The organism is Aureibaculum sp. 2308TA14-22 (assembly GCF_040538665.1).
Classification (GTDB): Bacteria; Bacteroidota; Bacteroidia; order Flavobacteriales; family Flavobacteriaceae; genus Aureibaculum.
Window position 1 is genome coordinate 2,403,837 of record NZ_JBEWXT010000001.1, and the last position, 17,794, is coordinate 2,421,630.

17 protein-coding genes are annotated in these 17,794 nt (G+C 31.5%); 6 read left to right on the forward strand and 11 right to left on the reverse strand.

Translation table 11 applies throughout. From position 1 onward, the window contains the following. Positions 1–129 precede the first annotated feature (129 nt). From U5A88_RS10755 to U5A88_RS10795, 9 genes are all read right to left on the reverse strand, one after another. Positions 130–1,116, reverse strand: a complete 987-nt coding sequence (locus tag U5A88_RS10755) for a PorP/SprF family type IX secretion system membrane protein (protein ID WP_354206305.1) — start codon at positions 1,114–1,116, stop codon at positions 130–132. Continuing rightward, positions 1,113–2,684: a T9SS type B sorting domain-containing protein gene (locus U5A88_RS10760; protein WP_354206307.1), complete on the reverse strand. Its 1,572-nt coding sequence runs from the start codon at positions 2,682–2,684 to the stop codon at positions 1,113–1,115. The genes U5A88_RS10755 and U5A88_RS10760 overlap by 4 nt, the downstream gene beginning before the upstream one ends. Positions 2,685–2,745: 61 nt before the next feature. Beyond that, positions 2,746–2,976 (reverse strand): hypothetical protein, encoded by a 231-nt coding sequence (locus U5A88_RS10765; RefSeq protein WP_354206309.1) that lies wholly within the window; start codon positions 2,974–2,976, stop codon positions 2,746–2,748. A gap of 3 nt (positions 2,977–2,979) precedes the next feature. Then, positions 2,980–4,062, reverse strand: a complete 1,083-nt coding sequence (gene wecB / locus U5A88_RS10770; protein WP_354206311.1) for a non-hydrolyzing UDP-N-acetylglucosamine 2-epimerase — start codon at positions 4,060–4,062, stop codon at positions 2,980–2,982. Continuing rightward, positions 4,062–5,336, reverse strand: coding sequence for a glycosyltransferase (locus U5A88_RS10775; protein ID WP_354206313.1), 1,275 nt, complete (start codon positions 5,334–5,336; stop codon positions 4,062–4,064). Before U5A88_RS10775 ends, wecB begins: the two co-directional genes overlap by 1 nt. Beyond that, the gene (locus tag U5A88_RS10780; RefSeq protein WP_354206315.1) at positions 5,333–6,517 is read right to left on the reverse strand and encodes a glycosyltransferase family 4 protein; all 1,185 of its coding nucleotides are present in this window, start codon (positions 6,515–6,517) and stop codon (positions 5,333–5,335) included. Before U5A88_RS10780 ends, U5A88_RS10775 begins: the two co-directional genes overlap by 4 nt. A gap of 11 nt (positions 6,518–6,528) precedes the next feature. Next, the gene (locus tag U5A88_RS10785; RefSeq protein WP_354206317.1) at positions 6,529–7,047 is read right to left on the reverse strand and encodes a class I SAM-dependent methyltransferase; all 519 of its coding nucleotides are present in this window, start codon (positions 7,045–7,047) and stop codon (positions 6,529–6,531) included. Then, positions 7,034–9,460, reverse strand: a complete 2,427-nt coding sequence (locus U5A88_RS10790) for a YfhO family protein (protein WP_354206319.1) — start codon at positions 9,458–9,460, stop codon at positions 7,034–7,036. Before U5A88_RS10790 ends, U5A88_RS10785 begins: the two co-directional genes overlap by 14 nt. A gap of 23 nt (positions 9,461–9,483) precedes the next feature. Beyond that, a complete protein-coding gene (locus U5A88_RS10795; protein ID WP_354206321.1) occupies positions 9,484–9,759 on the reverse strand; it encodes a DUF4834 family protein in 276 nt (91 codons plus the stop codon). 114 nt (positions 9,760–9,873) lie between these two features. Between U5A88_RS10795 and U5A88_RS10800 the strand changes: the two genes are divergently transcribed. The 3 genes from U5A88_RS10800 (at position 9,874) to U5A88_RS10810 (ending at position 12,978) form a co-directional block, all read left to right on the forward strand. Beyond that, positions 9,874–11,028, forward strand: coding sequence for a transporter (locus U5A88_RS10800; RefSeq protein WP_354206323.1), 1,155 nt, complete (start codon positions 9,874–9,876; stop codon positions 11,026–11,028). Positions 11,029–11,103: 75 nt separating this feature from the next. Beyond that, entirely contained in the window at positions 11,104–12,231 is a 1,128-nt protein-coding gene (locus tag U5A88_RS10805; protein ID WP_354206325.1) for a GTP cyclohydrolase, read from the forward strand. A gap of 39 nt (positions 12,232–12,270) precedes the next feature. Next, the gene (locus tag U5A88_RS10810; protein WP_354206327.1) at positions 12,271–12,978 is read left to right on the forward strand and encodes a 16S rRNA (uracil(1498)-N(3))-methyltransferase; all 708 of its coding nucleotides are present in this window, start codon (positions 12,271–12,273) and stop codon (positions 12,976–12,978) included. 87 nt (positions 12,979–13,065) lie between these two features. Here U5A88_RS10810 and U5A88_RS10815 read toward each other — a convergent pair whose 3' ends face one another. Beyond that, a complete protein-coding gene (locus U5A88_RS10815; protein ID WP_354206329.1) occupies positions 13,066–13,716 on the reverse strand; it encodes a YceI family protein in 651 nt (216 codons plus the stop codon). 122 nt (positions 13,717–13,838) lie between these two features. Between U5A88_RS10815 and U5A88_RS10820 the strand changes: the two genes are divergently transcribed. The 3 genes from U5A88_RS10820 to U5A88_RS10830 are packed head-to-tail and all read left to right on the forward strand — an operon-like array spanning position 13,839 to position 16,436. Beyond that, complete coding sequence (locus U5A88_RS10820) at positions 13,839–14,474, forward strand: DUF4159 domain-containing protein (RefSeq protein ID WP_354206331.1); 636 nt, start codon at positions 13,839–13,841, stop codon at positions 14,472–14,474. Beyond that, positions 14,458–15,393 carry a bile acid:sodium symporter family protein gene (locus U5A88_RS10825; RefSeq protein ID WP_354206333.1) on the forward strand — a complete coding sequence of 312 codons (936 nt, stop codon included), beginning with the start codon at positions 14,458–14,460 and terminating at the stop codon, positions 15,391–15,393. Before U5A88_RS10820 ends, U5A88_RS10825 begins: the two co-directional genes overlap by 17 nt. Before the next feature lie 2 nt (positions 15,394–15,395). Next, the gene (locus tag U5A88_RS10830) at positions 15,396–16,436 is read left to right on the forward strand and encodes a lysophospholipid acyltransferase family protein (RefSeq protein ID WP_354206335.1); all 1,041 of its coding nucleotides are present in this window, start codon (positions 15,396–15,398) and stop codon (positions 16,434–16,436) included. Positions 16,437–16,441: 5 nt separating this feature from the next. Here the strand turns inward: U5A88_RS10830 and U5A88_RS10835 are convergent, their stop codons facing one another. Further along, the gene (locus U5A88_RS10835; RefSeq protein ID WP_354206337.1) at positions 16,442–17,785 is read right to left on the reverse strand and encodes a Kelch repeat-containing protein; all 1,344 of its coding nucleotides are present in this window, start codon (positions 17,783–17,785) and stop codon (positions 16,442–16,444) included. Positions 17,786–17,794: the final 9 nt, after the last annotated feature.

The following is a 17,794-nucleotide window of genomic DNA, read 5'->3' on the forward strand; positions in this document are numbered from 1 at the left end:
ACTTTAAATAATTTAGTAAAGCTCCAATTTTTAATTGGAGCTTTTTTATTCTTGATATCATTTTATCTCTTAATTGCAAGAATAACTCTTATAAGATACTCCAATTGAATAAAAATTGGAACGTACTAATTAAAATTGCCCATTAATATTTGGGCATCCTTTAGCCCGTTGGGGGGTACAAAATAAATTGACCCCCAATGTTATTTGATGGTGACCATTATTATCTAATACAATATTTCCAAACTGTTTAGTATAAGTATAGGAAAATTGAAATCTTTTATAATCAAATCCAATAATTGGGGTTAGTTGTTTAAGGTTTTCTATTACATTTTCCTCCATACTATTCCTGTAAGATAATCCAGCCCAAATTTGTTTATAATCTCCAATTTTTTTATAAGCTTTTAGATTTATATCCATTGATAATTCACTAGTCCGTTCAATAAGTTGTAACATAATCGATGGTTCAAATTGCACACCGTTATTTCTCCCCCAATAGTAACCCAAAGTAAATAAATACCGCCTTAAATTTAAAGACTTATAATTGTAATTCTTGGACTTATTGGTTTGTAAAAGAACATTTTTTATGGTTAAATAAGAAAAGGCATCTATGTAATGATAACCAATACTAAAATCGGTATTATAATAAGAGTCAGATTTTATAATTTCTGAAAGAGCAACATCTGGGATTATAGATACAAAATCACTTCCATCAACGCTATTTTGCACAAAAGCACCAGTTAAGGCCAAAGATAATTGATTTAATGCTTGCTCTCTTCCAAAATTAACGTGATATGCATAAGTAATTGATATCCCCTTTTGAGCATGATAACCATTTTTGTCGTTAAATATAACCCCTCCTAAACCAACACTCTCACCTATCCTTTGATGATAACTTAATGTCTGCAATGCTGGAGATTCAGAAACTCCAGACCATTGTTGTCTATGTGTTAATCTTAGTTTTGCACAATTTCCTATACCAGCTGCAGAAGGGTGTAACAAAAATACATTATCTGATAAATAATCTGTATAAACTGGTAAGGTTCCTTGAGCCTTTACTAGCATAAAAGTAATACTAAAGACAAAACATAATAATTGAATTTTATAATTACTAATCATTTTCCTATCAAACTAAAATGTCCTTTTAATTGTTCTCTTGATTTTAACTGGATCACATACCAATAATCTGTATTTTCCATACGCTTTCCATTATACTTCCCATCCCAAATTAAATTACCTTGAATTAATTTTGACAACACTTTACCATATCTATCAAAAATAAAAATATATTCAACAGCGTTATCATTGTCAATTACTTCCCAATTATCATTTACACCATCATTATTTGGGCTAAAAAATTTAGGTATTGTTATAGGGTTGGTAGTAGTTTGACTAGTAGTTATGAAACTTATTTCTGAACAGTTTATTGCGTTACCAACCGAATTATAAGCATCAACTCTTACAAAATAATTAGTGCTTCTATTCCATTTACTTAAATAATTATAAACATTAACATTTCCTAAATCAACTTCGTCTAATACATCTGAAGCTCCAGCACTTGTGCCAATTGAAATTCGGTATCCATCAGCATCAGATACTAAATTCCAGCTTATTGAAGAATTTAATGAAACATTGGTTGATCCATTTGATGGAGATGTTACTTCAGCACAATTGGGAATGTTTTGATTTATTACTGTTGTAAAAGTGCTTTCTGTACAGTTTATTGCATCTCCAAATGAATTATACGCATCTATCCTTACAAAATAATCAGTATTTTCCTCCCATCTATTAGAATGTGTATAAACATTAAGATCACCAACATCAACAGCATCTAATACATCTGAAGCTCCAGCACTTGTGCCAATTGAAATTCGGTATCCATTGGCATTAGACACAGAATTCCATTCTATTGAGGAATTTAACGAAACATCAGTTGCACTATTTGATGGAGATGTTACGCTAGCACAATCAGGTAAAGCTTCACAGAGTAATTCAATTTCAGATTCTGTCAATTCTCTATTCCAATACCTAAACTCATCTAAAATACCATCAAAATAATACGCTGGTAGTGCTGAATGTCCGTCTTTTCTTCCAATACTACCAGGATTTGAAGTGTAATTTACTGCTCCACCTGAACCTTGGTAAGTTCCATTATCATTTTCACAATCTATATACAATTCCATATCTGTTGGACCATTAACTATACCAACAATATGATACCATCTATTGACTTCTAGTTGAGTAGTTCCGATTTTTGATCTTCTGTTGGAACCTGTAGTATTTCCAGTATTGTCTCCATAATTGATAGCTAAATACCCTGAAGATAAATTCATCCATACACCAGTATGATTGTTTTGGGCAAAATCTGTAGTAAAAATTACAGACTTTTCATTTGAAACATCATTAAAGTTTATCCAAAAAGAAAAACTAACAGGTAAATCTGGTTTTAAGCTTACATCATTAGGGAAATTTATATATTCATTGACACCATTGAAGCTATAGGCTTCATTAGCATTTCCAAACCTATCATTAGTTAAAGTTGCATTCGACACTCCGTGGAGCCCATTTCCACTTGCATCATTAGTATCGCCAGAAAATGGATAGTAAAGTAATAAATTATCGTTGATACTTTGAGAATATAGATTTCCCAAAACCATTAGAATAATGATATTAATAATATTTTTCATCGTCAATACAAAATAATCTTAAAAAGCGAAAATTTTAAATCATTAGCAAAAAATAACGCTATTATTCCTTATCATATCGCTCCATTTCCCTATCGTAGAATGAAGAAACCTGTTCTATAAGGTTGTTAACTTCATTGGTAAGATCTTCTTGATTTTCACCTCTTGCATCTTCCAACCATTCTATTTCATCGTTGACCAAATTAATTATAAACTGTGGATAGTCGGTATGGATTATAAAAATATCATCTGGAAAATCGGTATTATCGCCAAGTAAAAATTTTGGTAATTGCATATATTAATTTATTAAATTCATTATTTCCTTATACATTTTTTCACCAACATTGTCTCCGTACAAGTTTTTGGAAAAATCAGATTTTTTTAATTTAAACCCCTCAAAAGCGGTTAACATTTTTTTGGCATGACTTCCAACAATTTTAGCGAATCCGTTTTCGGTCAACTCAATCCATTCGGTTTCTTCTCTTGCAATGATACAATGTTTTTTATTAAAATAGGCTTCTTTTTGTAGTCCTCCGCTATCGGTTAACACCATTTTACAATTGTTTAACAGGGCTAACATATCAAAATACCCAACAGGATTAATCATAGTAATATTATATGATAAATTATATTTTTGTAAAATATTCTTTGTTCTTGGATGCAACGGCAAAACAACATTACAATCCACATTAATTCTTTCTAAACCTTCAAAAATAGATTTTAACTTTTTAACATCATCAGTATTTTCTTGTCGATGTATGGTTGCCAAAATGAAATTATCTCTTTGTAAGGATAATGAATGTATAATATTCGATTTTTCCTCTAATGTTTTACTATAAAATTCAACGGCATCTTTCATAATATCGCCCGAGTTCACAATTTTACAATCAATACTTGTAAAACCCTCCTTATTTAAATTGTCAACTGCTGTTTGGGTGGGGCATAATAACAAATCGGAAATTCTATCGGTTAAAATCCGATTGATTTCTTCGGGCATGCTCATATTAAATGATCGTAACCCGGCCTCAACATGTACTACTTTAATTCCCAGTTTTTTTGCTGCCAATGCACCCGCTATTGTGGAATTGGTATCACCGTAAACCACAATTAACGCGGGTTTTTCATCCAACAACACTTTTTCAATTTTTTCGAGCATCTGCCCGGTCATAGCCCCGTGGCCCATCCCATTGATATTTAGATTGTATTTGGGCTTGGGTATTTCCATCTCTTCAAAAAAAACAGCACTCATATTACTATCAAAGTGCTGACCCGTATGTACAATTACTTCTTCAAGTTCTTTATGATTTGCAATAATTCTGCTCAATACAGCTGCCTTAACAAATTGTGGTCTCGCTCCAAGTATGGTTACTATTTTTTGCATTAATCCAATTGATTTAAAATTTTTACTAAACTTTTCGTTAAATTTTTGCGATGGTATTTTTCAATATTCTTCGTTCTAGAATATAGCGACTTATCCTTAAAATTTGAATACAAATTGAGTATAGTTTTTTTCATATTCATTGCATCATTAAAATCAACTACCGCTCCTGAACTTGTTTGGTTTATTATATCTGCTAAATCTCCATCTTTTGGACCAATTGCAAAAATAGGACGTTTAGCTTGTAGGTACTCAAATATCTTACCTGTAATAATTCCTTTAGCACTTGGCACATTGTTTACTAGCAATAATAATACTTGAGCTTTGTTATGAAAATCAACAACTTCATTATGTGGTAAATAATCTATTATTTTGGTATTAGATTTTAAATTGTTATTTTCTATACTTGCTACAACTTCATTTGCCAACTTACCGACAAGAGTAAGTTGAAAGTCTTTTGCAAAAGATTCATTTTCATTGATTAATTCAGATAATACAGTAAATAAAACTTTCGGATTCCTATCGACATTTACCATACCCACATGAACCAAACTGAATTTATTATCCAGCTCAACTTCAGAAGTATTCAGTTCTCCATCATAACCATTCGTAATTACCTCAATGTTTTTATTATACTTTAAGAAATTATGTTTCATGGTATTACCCACTACCAAAACACAATCAGCTGTACTAACAACTTCTTCTTCCAATTGATTATGTTTTTTAATACTCTTTTGGGTTAAAGGTAATTTATGAAAATAATCGATGTCCGTCCATGGATCTCTAAAATCAGCAATCCATTTTAAGCTTAAACTCTTTTTTAATTGTAAACCTATTAAATGTAAACTATGAGGTGGACCAGTGGTGATAATTACATCAACGGGGTTGTCTTTAAGATAGTCGGTTAAATAATTCAAAGACGGTTTTATCCAATATTTACGAGCATCTGGTATAAAATAATTTGCCCTAACATATTGCAATACTTTACCAAAAAAAGAGGGGTTATCAGTTAAAAATCCTGCACTTGTTTTTTTGTTCTTATTGCCAAAAAAACTTAAAATGGTATTGGGTTCTTTGATAGGCTGCTTTAGGGCATCAACAGAAACTGGAATTTCATGTTGTAAAGTATAATCTTCAATGGCGTAATTAGCATTATCAACGGTATAGACAATAGGTTCAATACCAAATTCGGTTAAGTATTTTACAAACTTTAACCAACGTTGAACGCCCGAACCACCAGCTGGTGGCCAATAATATGTAATGATTAGGACTTTCAATTTTCTAAATTTTGATAAATTTGAATCAAACTGTTTGATGTTTTTTCCCAACAAAATTCATCATCAATAAATTTTTTCCCATTTCTACCAAAGTTATCACACAAAGGTTTATCGTTATACAATTCTAAAACTTTTGTTTTAAAATCATCTGTATCTTTTTCGACATGTACCAATCCACTTTTGGTCTTTTCAACGATATTTTTTTGAGCAATTGCATTACTTACCAAAACTGGTTTGGCAAAGCTCATATATTGAAATATTTTATTGGGATAGGCCACATCATGCTGTACATTTCTATACAAAGGGGAAATACCAATAGAAGAACTTAAAATATAGGATGGAAATAAAGAAACATCTTGCCATCCCTGAAAATCAACATATTGATTTACGCCAAGTTCTGTTACTTTTTGTTTTAATATTTCATCTGCAGAGCTTGATCCAACAATTACCAATTTAATATTCGATATCGTTGTTTTTATATCTGGAATAGCCTCAATTGCGGTTAATAAACCCCTCCGAATTCCCGTATCTCCCAAATATAAGATTACAAAATCATTCTTATATTTTGATATTATACTTTCATCTTTAATAAAATCCTGATAAAACGATTGATTTACTGTATTAGGAACGACTGCTATTTTATTATTATTTATTTTAGTTCTGCTTAGTATTTCTTCTTTAAAATCATTAGACACAGTAATAACTTTATCCGCACGTTGAATAAACTCTTCCTCTTTCTTTTTCCATTTTTTTGAAGAAATCAATATATTCCCTGGGAATTTCTTAACATGAGGATAGTGCTTCATAATTTCAGGCATATTGTCATGTAAATCTAACACTACCGGTAGATTTAAGCCTTTATTTGCTTTAAAAACTGCCCCTGCCACTCTCATATCATGAATGTGAATAGCTTCAATATTATTATCTTGCAAAAAATGGGAAATCTTTTTTGATAACATATTGGAATAAAAGGGAAAAGTATAAGCTAAAGCGGATAATTTATATGTCAGCTTGTTAGAAATATATCGTTTTACATAAAAACCATTTACGGTTTCACTATCTGGTCGGTTATCATCTTTATACTTCAGGCAAAATAAAAATACTTCGAAACCATTTTTTACTAAGGAAGTTGCCTCGTTTTCAACCCGGGGATCGGGTGGAAAAGTTTTGTCGAGTATCATCCCTATTCTCATTATTTAAATTGTTTTTCAGCGTAAACAGCGTAATAGCGAGGGGTAAATTTTCTTAGAATTGGTCTAAATCCTATCTTTTTTACCGGACTAGTCCATTTTTCAGTTTCTTTTATATTCCAACCTGCTTTTTGAAGCAACCAATCGAATTGCCAATCTTCAAATTCGTGATAATGTCGGTCCCATTCCTCAGTCTTCGACCTATAGGCTTTTGCAAACCATAAATTAAGAGGAATTGTTGCAACGATTTTCGACGAATTTAACGCTCTTAATACGTTAAAGGGAGCAATTAGATGTTCAAATATTTCAAAAGCTGTAACAGCGTCAACATTGTGTTTTTTAACTACCTCTGGTAGAATATCTAAATCCTCTCCTTCTGTATTTATAACCGTGTATCCATGCTTTTCCATAATTTCACTAAAAACATTTCTTGTTCCTAAATCAAGAATTGTGGCTGGTGCAGGGACTACTTTTTGTAAAAATTCTAATGTATGTGCGTATCTTTTATTATGATGACTCATTATTCTTTTTCTTTGTATCAACTAAAAACCATCCTACAGGGACTAATAACAATAGAGCATAAGAAATCAAAGTAATAGTATTTCCCTTTTTTACAATAGTTGGTTCAAATTTAAAAACAATTTCATTTTTTCCCGCTGGTATTACCATAGCTCTCAACACATAATTTGCTCTAAAGTGTGGCGTTAACTTACCATCAATATATGCATTCCAGCCATCTTTATAATAGATGTCTGAGAAAACAGCTACTTGTTTTCTATCGGTATTACTTTCATATTTTAAGACATTGGGCTGATACGCTATTAATTTTATAGAAGCTAAGCTATCTTTAGCAAAAGGAGCTTCTTTTAGCTGACTTCTAAATTTAGCATTAACAACAACTTTTTGTTTGGTATTTAAACTATCTAACGCCTTAATTTCTTCATCAGCCGAATTCACATATTCAACATCATTTACAAACCAGGCGTTACCATTAGCTTCTTCGTTTTGCTGTAATCTTTTGACACGATTGTTATCTTCAAAAATGATGTATTTAGTATTTAACATATTTAATACTTCAACATTATTTTTGGCAATCTGATATTCAAATAATTCTTGATAACGCCTCGGTTTTGCAGCATGATAGCCACCAATTGAATTATGAAAATAAGAAGTACTACCATCATTTATAGGGTTTACGGTATAATTGGCAACTCTGTAATAAGATTTATCCTTAAGAATTTCTTTATCAATATCAGAGGCCGTAAATGGGACTTCTTCTTGTTTTTTGGACACAAAATCATCAGCATTTACATAGCGTTTATCCACACCAACCAAATCAAACAAAATCAAAACAGCAAAGGAAATAATTACTACATTCTTATTGATTTTCCCTTTTAAAAACACCCATAAAAGTCCACTTGAAATTAAAACTAATAAAAAAGAACGTAAACTATCTTTAAAAAAAATTGACTTTCGGTCTTCAATTATCGCTTCCGAAAACCCAGGAATTTGCTGTTCTAAACCCGCATCTCTAAAACTTTCAAAACTAAATAAACTTGTTCCAAACAATGTAAATAACAAAGTGAGGCCTCCTACTCCGTACAGAGCATATTTTAAATGTTTTAACTTATCGACATGGTTATCCTTATCTTTTAAAAATTGATTTAAGGTGATAATAGCCAATAATGGAACTGCTAATTCAGCAATTACTTGTATTGATGATACTGCCCTAAATTTATTATACAGTGGCACATAGTCTATAAAAAAGTTAGTCAATGCCGGAAAATGTTTACCCCAACTCAACAACAACGAAAAAATAGTAGCCGCCAATAACCACTTTTTTAGATTTCCTTTGACAAGAAACAAGCCGAGCACAAATAAAAAAATCAATACTGCACCAATATAAAATGGAGCTTCAATTATAATTTGTTCTCCCCAATAGGTAGGTAAATTTTCAGAAAATTGTTTGGCTTGTTGTCTCCCTATTTTATCTTTTAAAAACAGATAGGTATTAGAGTCTTTACCCAAATTTTCACCACTTCCACCGCCATAAAACCTCGGAATTAAAAGACTAAAACTTTCCGCAATTCCATAACTGTATTGGGTAATATACTCCCTATCCAGTCCGGTAGTTATATGTTCTTTAGGCGTGCCGTCAGAATTAATGGTCAATTCACTTTTACTACGTGTACTGTGTGCGGCATACTCATTTGTGGCCAATAAACTGGTCGCGTTAACTCCAATTGCTAATATCGCGGCTCCAGCCAATATGAGTGTACTTTTTATAAAATGTGGGATGGTTTTTTGTTTAAGTGCATCTACTAAATAGACAATGCCTAAAATCAATATCATGAAAAGCAAATAATAGGTCATTTGGGGATGGCTGGCATTTACTTCAAATGCTAAAGCAAGAGCAGTTAATATAAATCCTGACAGGTATTTTCTTTTAAAAACCAGTAATATACCCGCCAAAACCATGGGCATATAAGCAATGGCATGGGCTTTAGCGTTGTGCCCAGCACCAAAAAGGCTAATAAAATAGGTCGAAAACCCAAAAGCCAATGCACCTAAAATAGCCAGCTTCCATTCCACTTTCAGTACGTATAAAAGCACAAAAAAACCTAGAAAGTATAAGAATAAATAGTCTGCTGGTCTGGGTAAGAATCGTAAGGCTAAATCAATTTTTTTAATGTAATTATGTGGATAATATGCACTAACATTATAGGCTGGCATTCCACCAAAAGCCCTATTTGTCCAATAAGGTTCTTTATTATTTTCTTTTCTATAATCAACTATTTCTTTAGACATACCTCTAAACTGGGCTATGTCACTTTGAAAAATTTTTTTCCCTTCTAACACAGGTGAAAAATAAGCCACAGAAGCAATAACAAATACTAAAATAGCGACAACAAAAGGGATAAGTTTATTATTCATTGTATAATTTTCTGTTATTGTTTTTATTCAACATCTTCATAATCAACATATTCTCCCACATCGCTATTGCTTTTCGAATTGGCATTTGGAGTTTTATCTATTACCGTCTCACCTTCCTTTACATTTTGGTTTTGAGATGCAGTTCTTCCCTGTTGTTCATTAAACTTTTTCTCTACATTTTGCATCATTTTATTCATAAAAATAGGAAAAACATACCTGCCTATAATTTTGAGAGCATAATAAATAGCCAAAATAATGAGTATTGTTCTTATAAAATTCATAATACCAGCTTCTTGCATAAATTAAAATCTAAAAAAAGATTTTTAAAATTTGTTCCCAAAAATAACAATTTGAACGCAACAAATACGTTAAGTAATACATAAATTGGTAATTTTTAGTATTAATACTCCCGTATGAGAAAATTCATCTTGTTTTTATTCTTAAGTTTATGCTTCCAAATAAGTTTTGCACAATATACTGAGGTAATAAATTCTAAACGACCAGGTTTTTCCGATAGCCCATATAGTGTAGGAACAGGAGTTTATCAAGTCGAGGCAGGATTTTTCTATAAAAACATTGGTAATTATTTATATTACGATCAAACTCTAGAAGAAACATTTAATTACAATAGCAAGGCATACGGAACAGACGTTATGCTAAGGACTAGTCAATTTTTTGAAAGATTAGAAATTAATCTGGATTTGTCTTTTGGTCATGAAAGTAGGAATTTCACACAGCCAAACGTTTATAGCGAATCTGCTCTAGGATTGAGTAAGTTTACTGTTGGAGCAAAATATCTAGTATATTCCCCCACATATACAGATAAATCAAAAGAAATACGTAGTTGGAAAAAAAGAAATAGTTATGACTGGAAAAGATTGATTCCTGCTGTAGGGGTTTACGCTGGTTTAAATACTAATCTTTTAAGTAAGTTACATAAAAACTCAGGTGGATTAAGCCCTAGATTTGCCTTATTTACACAAAACGATTTATCCAATAAATTTGTATTGATAACAAATTTTATAATGGATAAAACCTTCACAGATGAAGCGGAAAATTCCTATATTATTACTACAACATACTCATTAACAGAAAAAGTTTCTGTTTTTGCCGAAAACCAAGGCTTTTTAAGAAAAAATGTTCCTAATGATTTTCAGTATGGAATTGGAGGTGCCTATTTGTTAACTAAAAACATGCAAGTTGATGCTGCTTTTCGTTACATAAAAGATGAACGCGGAGATGATACCTATTTTTTTGGTGCTGGAGTTGCTTGGCGATTGGATAGGCATATAGACAAGTTTAATACGTTAGATTCTGAAGGTAAGGTTACGAAAAATAAAAAAGAAGGTGGTTTCTTTTCGAGGCTATTTAACAAGAAGGATAAAAAGCAACGCAAGGTTAAAAAAGTGAAGGCTAAAAAGAAAAAGGTAAAAAAGTTGAAGCCTAAACAAACTAAAGCTCAAAAACGTTTAGAAAAAGAGGCTAAAAAGAAAGCAAAAGAGGAGAAAAAACAGGAGAAAAAAGACGCTAAGAACTACAATAAAAATTATGACCCTGACAATAATTAACTTGTCGCTAATAAATTAATTATCTATTTCTTTTTTGTAGATTTGGGCTAATTAAAAGCCTATAATTATTCTCGGATGATAACCATAAAAAAAATTACTTCAAAAAGTGATTTAAAGAAATTCGTCAAGTTTCCATTTACTATTTTTAAAGACAATCCGTATTGGATACCTCCTATTATAAAGGACGAATTAGAAGGTTTTGATAAATCAAAAAACCCTGCTTTAGATAATGCCGAGGCTCACTTTTTTTTAGCTTATAAAAACAACACCATAGTTGGTAGAATTGCGGCTATTATAAATTTTGTTGAGGTTAACCAACAAGGATTAAAAAAAATGAGATTTGGTTGGTTTGATGTTATTGATGATATTGATGTAACTGAAGCTCTCTTAAATAAAGTAAACGAAATAGGCAAACAACACAATTTAGAATATATTGAAGGTCCATTGGGCTTTTCGAATTTGGATAAAGTTGGTGTTTTAAGCGAAGGGTTTGACCAATTGGGAAATATGATTACTTGGTACAGCCAACCTCATTACAAAGTCCATTTTGAGCAATTAGGCTATTTTAAAGAAAAAGAATTTATTGAAAGTATTTTTTCGTTTAATAATGTGAAAAATCCTGAAGTTTTTCAAAAAGCACAAGCCTTAATTAAAAGAAGATATGGATTAAAAGCTATCACTTTTACTAAGACCAAGCAGATTATGCCTTATGTTGATGAAATGTTTGACCTTTTTAATGCGACCTACGCTAAGCTACCTACTTTTGTTCCAATTTCTGAAAAACAAAAGGCTTACTTTAAGAAAAAATACATAAGCTTTATAAATCCTGAATACATAAAATTTGTTGCAGACAAAGAAGGTGAAATAATTGCTTTTTCTATTGTCATGCCAAGCTTCGCAAAAGCATTACAAAAAGCCAAAGGCAAACTATTTCCATTTGGATTATTCCATCTTTTAAATGCTAGAAAAAACAGCAAAGAAGTTCTATTTTATCTTATTGGTATACGTCCAGATTATCAAAATAAAGGAGTAACTGCTATTATTTTTGATGAATATTATAAAGTTTTTAAAGAAAAAGGTATAGAAGATTGTATTAGATCATCAGAATTAGAAGAAAACCACGCTATACATCAATTATGGAAAAATTTTGACCCAGTCATAAATAAGAGGAGAAGAACGTACAGAAAGGAAATTAAAAATTAGTATTTATATTTTGCTGGCAGTAAGTGCTAAAATAACACTATGCAACTTTTTTACACATCTAAAATAACCAAAGACTCCAATACTTTTACTTTTGATAAAACAGAGAGTAGGCACATTGTTAAGGTACTTCGTAAAAAACCAAATGACCAACTTTTTATAACTAACGGAAAAGGCGAATTATTTACTTCTGAAATTAGTATAGCTAATGATAAAAATTGTACTGTTAAAATTATCAATGTTGAAACTAGAGAAAAATCTTGGAATTACTATTTACATGTTGCCATAGCTCCCACTAAGAATATTGATAGGTTTGAATGGTTTTTAGAAAAAGCAACAGAAATTGGCATTGATGAAATAACTCCAATACTTTGCGACCACTCTGAAAGAAAAATAATTAAAATGGATCGGTTGACTAGAATTTTAGAGTCTGCAATGAAACAATCACTTAAGTTTCAGTTACCAAAATTGAATAGCTTGACTTCCTTTTCTGACCTTATTATGCATAATAATAGCGAAAATTTATTTATAGCTCACTGTGAAGATTCCGATAAAAAAACACTGAAACAACTATTAAAACCTCAACAAAATGCAACCATTTTAATTGGACCAGAAGGCGATTTTTCAAACGCTGAAATTGAAACCGCTATAGATAAAAACTTTAAGCCAATTTCGTTAGGTAAAAGTAGACTACGCACAGAAACTGCTGGGATTGTTAGTTTACAAACGGTTTCAGTAATTAATCAATAAAAAAAGCATCACAAATTTGTGATGCTTTTTAACTTATTCAAATATACATTCAGTAATAAAAACGAATGATAGCTAAGCTATCCTTAATTATTTTGCTCCTTTCACTTCAACTTGAAGTTCGATATTGTCATCAATTAATTTATCTTTTGCTAAATCCGTAATTCTAGTTGATCTATATTCAATACCCCATTCCGTTCTATCAATTGTAAATGGTTCACTTTTTAAAGTAACACCGCTATCACTAACAGATACTACAGCAGGAAATTCAATATTTTTCTTAATACTTTTTACAGTTAAGTTACCTTTCACAACAGTTTTACCATCTTTTTCTTCAACTCCAGTAATTGCAAAAGCACCGTTTGCATGGTTCTCAACATCGAAAAAGTCTCCACTTTTCAAATGTCCGGTTAATTTTCCATTTTTCTCAGGGTCCTCTAGGTCTAGAACAACGATAGAGTTCATATCAATAATAAAATTACCACCAACTAATTTACCTCCTTCTACAGAAAAATTACCTTCAGAAATTTTTATAGTACCATTATGTGTACCTGTTAATTTAGACCCTTTCCATGCTAAGGTAGAACCGTCAACATCAGCAGCGTAAGATACCGTCTTTGCTGTTGTTTTTGCAACCTCTTCAGCCTCGCTAGCTTCCGTCTTGTTTTTTGCATCTTTACATGCCACCATTGCCAATCCTATAAAAAGAATTGTAACCACCTTTAAAATTTGATTTTTCATTTTATTTTAGTTTAAATTTAGAAGTGCAAAAATACAAAAGAAACTCTGATATTCAATATTGTTTTATTAACATCATATTAAATAAAAAATTAATAGATTTGTAAATATACTTTTTCATTTCTATGTATAGGTTTTTATTTTTTCTTCTTTTTTTATGTGCTTCTGCACATTCCCAAGAAGTTGCTATTTTAAAATATAAAGGTGGTGGCGATTGGTATGCAAACCCTACGGCAGTACCAAATTTGATTGAATTCTGTAATACAAATATAAATACAATAATTACCGAAAAACCCGAAACGGTTGATGCTAATAGTTTAGATATTTTTAATTATCCTATACTTTTCATGACTGGGCATGGAAATGTTTTTTTTGATGACAACGATGTTCAAAACTTAAGAAATTACTTATCCTCAGGAGGATTTTTACATATTTCTGATAATTATGGATTGGATAAATTCGTTAGAACTGAATTGGAAAAACTTTTCCCTGAGTCTGAGCTCCAAGAAATACCCTACAACCATGCAATTTACAATCAAACGTACAAGTTTGAAAGTTTACCAAAAATTCATGAACATGATGGTAAAGCACCGCAAGGGTTTGGCTTATTTGTTGAAGGTAGATTAGTCCTTTTTTATGATTACGAAAGTGATTTGAGCGATGGCTGGGAAGATGAAGCCGTTCATAACAACCCTGCACCTAAAAGAGAAAAAGCTCTGCAAATGGGTGCAAATATTATTGAATATGTTTTTAAACATTAACACGAATGAACTCGTTGACAAAGTCCAGATTAACTTTGACAGTGGCGGGCTTTGGGTATTAAACATTACCTTAGCCATTATAATGTATGGCGTTGCTTTGGGCATTACTAGTGATGATTTTAAACGTCTGTTTAAAAACCCTAAAATTGTATTGGTTGGTATTTTTAGCCAGTTTGTACTTTTCCCTTTAATCACGTTTATTTTGGTCTCAATTATTAACCCTACACCCAGTATTGCGTTGGGTATGATTATGGTTGCGGCCTGTCCTGGTGGTAATATTTCAAATTTTATGACCCAATTAGCAGGAGGTAATGCGGCACTATCCGTCAGTTTGACGGCTTTTGCCACCTTGGTTGCTGTGTTAATGACTCCTATAAACCTAGCATTTTGGGGTAATTTATATGAGCCAACTTCACAAATATTGAGAACAGTCCAGTTAGATCCTTTTACATTGGCAAAATTAGTTACCTTAATTCTGGGTGTGCCTTTAATTTTAGGTATGTTAACACGAAAATACTATAAACAGTTAGCCTTTAAATTGGCGAAAATTTTAAGACCACTATCTATCGTTATATTTTTAATATTTATTATAATCGCATTTTCCCAAAACCTTGATGTTTTTACAGAATACATTCATTTTGTGTTACTTATTGTTATTTTTCATAATATTATGGGATATCTTGGCGGATTCTATTTTGCTAAAGCCATGCGTCTTAGCTATTATGATCAAAAAACGTTGGCCATAGAAACTGGTATTCAAAATTCCGGGTTGGGTCTGTTATTATATTTTAACTTTTTTGGAGACCTAGGTTTAGGCGGAATGGCTCTTTGTATTGCTTTTTGGGGTATTTGGGATATTGCCTCAGGATTGGGTCTGGCCTATTACTGGTCTTTAAAAACCGCTAAAATTACTTCTTAGTTTTGAAACGTATTTGGTATCAGTTAGTTAAAGTTTATATTAGCACAGGACTCTTCTTTTTCTATAAAAAAATAATAGTAAAAGGCAAAAAAAATATTCCCAAAAAAGGAGCAGTTTTACTGGTTGCTAATCATAAAAATGCTTTAATAGATCCCCTTTTAATTGCCACAACCACACCTAGAGATATTCATTTTTTAACCCGAGCCAGTGCCTTTAAAATAGGTTTTGTTAAATGGATTTTGTCAACGGTTAATATGTTGCCTATTTACAGGTTAAGAGATGGTAAAGAAACCTTAGCAAAAAACGAAGCCATTTTTAATCAATGTTTTGACTTATTAAACAAGCAGCGGTCTTTATTGATTTTCCCTGAAGGTACTCACGATATTAGGCGTTGGGTAAGGCCACTTAGCAAAGGCTTTACTAGGATTGCTTTTGGTGTTTTTGATAATTATCCTAATGTGCAATTACATATTATTCCCGTTGGCCTAAATTATACCCAAGCTGATAAATTTGCAGAAAGTGTTTCTATCTATTATGGAAAACCAGTATTAGCAAATGATTTTTATGATAAAAATGATTTTAACGGTTCAGCTCTTAAATTAAAAGATGTAGTTAGAGAAAAAATGCAAGAGCTGACTACTCATATAGCTATTGAAAATTACGACGAAACGATAAACAAATTAGGAAATGTAGATTTTTTGCAACCCGAACTTGTAAATAATCAAATAGTAAATTCTAAATTCCAAAAGACAAGTATTAAAAATGGTATCAGCCAAAACGGATCTTCATTTCTTTGGAAACTATTAAAAAACATAGTCGGCATAAACAGCATCCTACCTCTGTTAATCTACAAAGCTATTGAACCCAACATACAAGAAATAGAATTTGTGAGTACCACAAAATTTGCAGTTGGTATTACTGCCTTTCCACTATTTTATACACTACAAAGTTTGGTAATTAATTATTTTTTTGGAGGTTACTTTGCCCTACTCTATTTGGGGCTAAGTATTTTATCGGTATTAATTTTAGTTAAAACTAAATAAGCTTTCTAAAAATTAAGTTTCTTAAATTCTTGTATTTTAGTGTTCTCCAATTCTTTAAGATCGATACTAAATACTTTTGGTGAAGCTAATTTGGAAAAGTTACTTGGCACATAACCCCCTAAAATATATAGCTTATCTTTATGATAATACATTTCGGGAGACTTTAATCTTAAATTAATATGATATTTATTTAGTTGGTTAGTTAATGTGTTAAAAGTCAAGAACAAATTATCATCGAAAATATAAATCATAGTTCCGTCGGTAGTTAACCCAGGTCGTTCCATCCGCTCAAATAATTTACCAATCCTCTGCCACTTTCCAGATACTAAATCGAAAGATTCGATAGTATTCAAAACATTGTTTTTAAATCCTCCAAATAAATAAAAAGTGTTTTTAACCAATATACCCTTAGCTTCTTTTGCTACTGGCATATTATTTAATTCGTGCCAATATCCAGATTCAGGGTTATAGACATGTGCTTTATTTGTAAATATCTTACCGCCACTGGTTTTTACTTTTGTAGAGCCACCCAATACAATTAGTGTACTGTCGTAAACAAAAGAAGCTGCATTTATGGCTTGGTGCGGATTAGAATTATCTATTTTTATAGTATTGGTTTCAATATCAAACCGTTCAATCTTATCATCTAAATACTCTAATTTTCTGTTTCTTGATAATCGCTTACCTCCATGTACATATATTTTGCCCTCAAAATAATTTAAATTGTGATACGCACGCTCTCTAAATTCTAGTTCAGGGTATTCCCATGCATCTCTTTCAATATCATAAATTTTAATGCTCCCATCGTACTTTTCCCAAGAAGGATTAAGCCTCAGATTCTTCATAAGACCTCCGTTCTCCATACTTTCATCTGCCGCTCTTATCGCTATATTCTCAATATATGATTTATCCCCTCCAATGATATATATTTTACCATCTATTATAATAGAACCGAAGGAATGCACTGGGTCTTTTATTGAAGAAAGTTCTTCAAAATCCAAACTATATTTTAACTTTCGCTTAGCAGAAATATTAACTTCTTGAAGTTGTTCAGTATTCTTTTTGAGACGAATGGTTACTAAACTCTTATTAAATCGTGAAAGCGGGTATTTTTTAGTAAAGTATCCTACAAAGGAAAATGCAATAGTATCTGTATTCTTAAAAGTCTTTTTTGAATCGATAAGGAATTTTCCGAGCCTATCCGTGGTAGTACCCTTAGCTATACTTTTTACATAAACATTAACATTCTGAATAGGTTCGTTAGTGATTTCGTCTATAACAACACCTTTTATTTGTTGCCCATGAACGGTTAAACCAGCTAGCAAAAACACCAACAAAACGTTTTTCATAACTTTTAA

Coding starts and splice junctions, on each gene's coding strand:
- U5A88_RS10755 (WP_354206305.1), bottom strand. CDS start 1,116: ATGATTAGTAATTATAAAATTCAATTATTATGTTTTGTCTTTAGTATT.
- U5A88_RS10760 (WP_354206307.1), bottom strand. CDS start 2,684: ATGAAAAATATTATTAATATCATTATTCTAATGGTTTTGGGAAATCTA.
- U5A88_RS10765 (WP_354206309.1), bottom strand. CDS start 2,976: ATGCAATTACCAAAATTTTTACTTGGCGATAATACCGATTTTCCAGAT.
- wecB (WP_354206311.1), bottom strand. CDS start 4,062: ATGCAAAAAATAGTAACCATACTTGGAGCGAGACCACAATTTGTTAAG.
- U5A88_RS10780 (WP_354206315.1), bottom strand. CDS start 6,517: ATGATACTCGACAAAACTTTTCCACCCGATCCCCGGGTTGAAAACGAG.
- U5A88_RS10785 (WP_354206317.1), bottom strand. CDS start 7,047: ATGAGTCATCATAATAAAAGATACGCACATACATTAGAATTTTTACAA.
- U5A88_RS10790 (WP_354206319.1), bottom strand. CDS start 9,460: ATGAATAATAAACTTATCCCTTTTGTTGTCGCTATTTTAGTATTTGTT.
- U5A88_RS10795 (WP_354206321.1), bottom strand. CDS start 9,759: ATGCAAGAAGCTGGTATTATGAATTTTATAAGAACAATACTCATTATT.
- U5A88_RS10800 (WP_354206323.1), top strand. CDS start 9,874: ATGAGAAAATTCATCTTGTTTTTATTCTTAAGTTTATGCTTCCAAATA.
- U5A88_RS10805 (WP_354206325.1), top strand. CDS start 11,104: ATGATAACCATAAAAAAAATTACTTCAAAAAGTGATTTAAAGAAATTC.
- U5A88_RS10810 (WP_354206327.1), top strand. CDS start 12,271: ATGCAACTTTTTTACACATCTAAAATAACCAAAGACTCCAATACTTTT.
- U5A88_RS10815 (WP_354206329.1), bottom strand. CDS start 13,716: ATGAAAAATCAAATTTTAAAGGTGGTTACAATTCTTTTTATAGGATTG.
- U5A88_RS10820 (WP_354206331.1), top strand. CDS start 13,839: ATGTATAGGTTTTTATTTTTTCTTCTTTTTTTATGTGCTTCTGCACAT.
- U5A88_RS10825 (WP_354206333.1), top strand. CDS start 14,458: ATGTTTTTAAACATTAACACGAATGAACTCGTTGACAAAGTCCAGATT.
- U5A88_RS10835 (WP_354206337.1), bottom strand. CDS start 17,785: ATGAAAAACGTTTTGTTGGTGTTTTTGCTAGCTGGTTTAACCGTTCAT.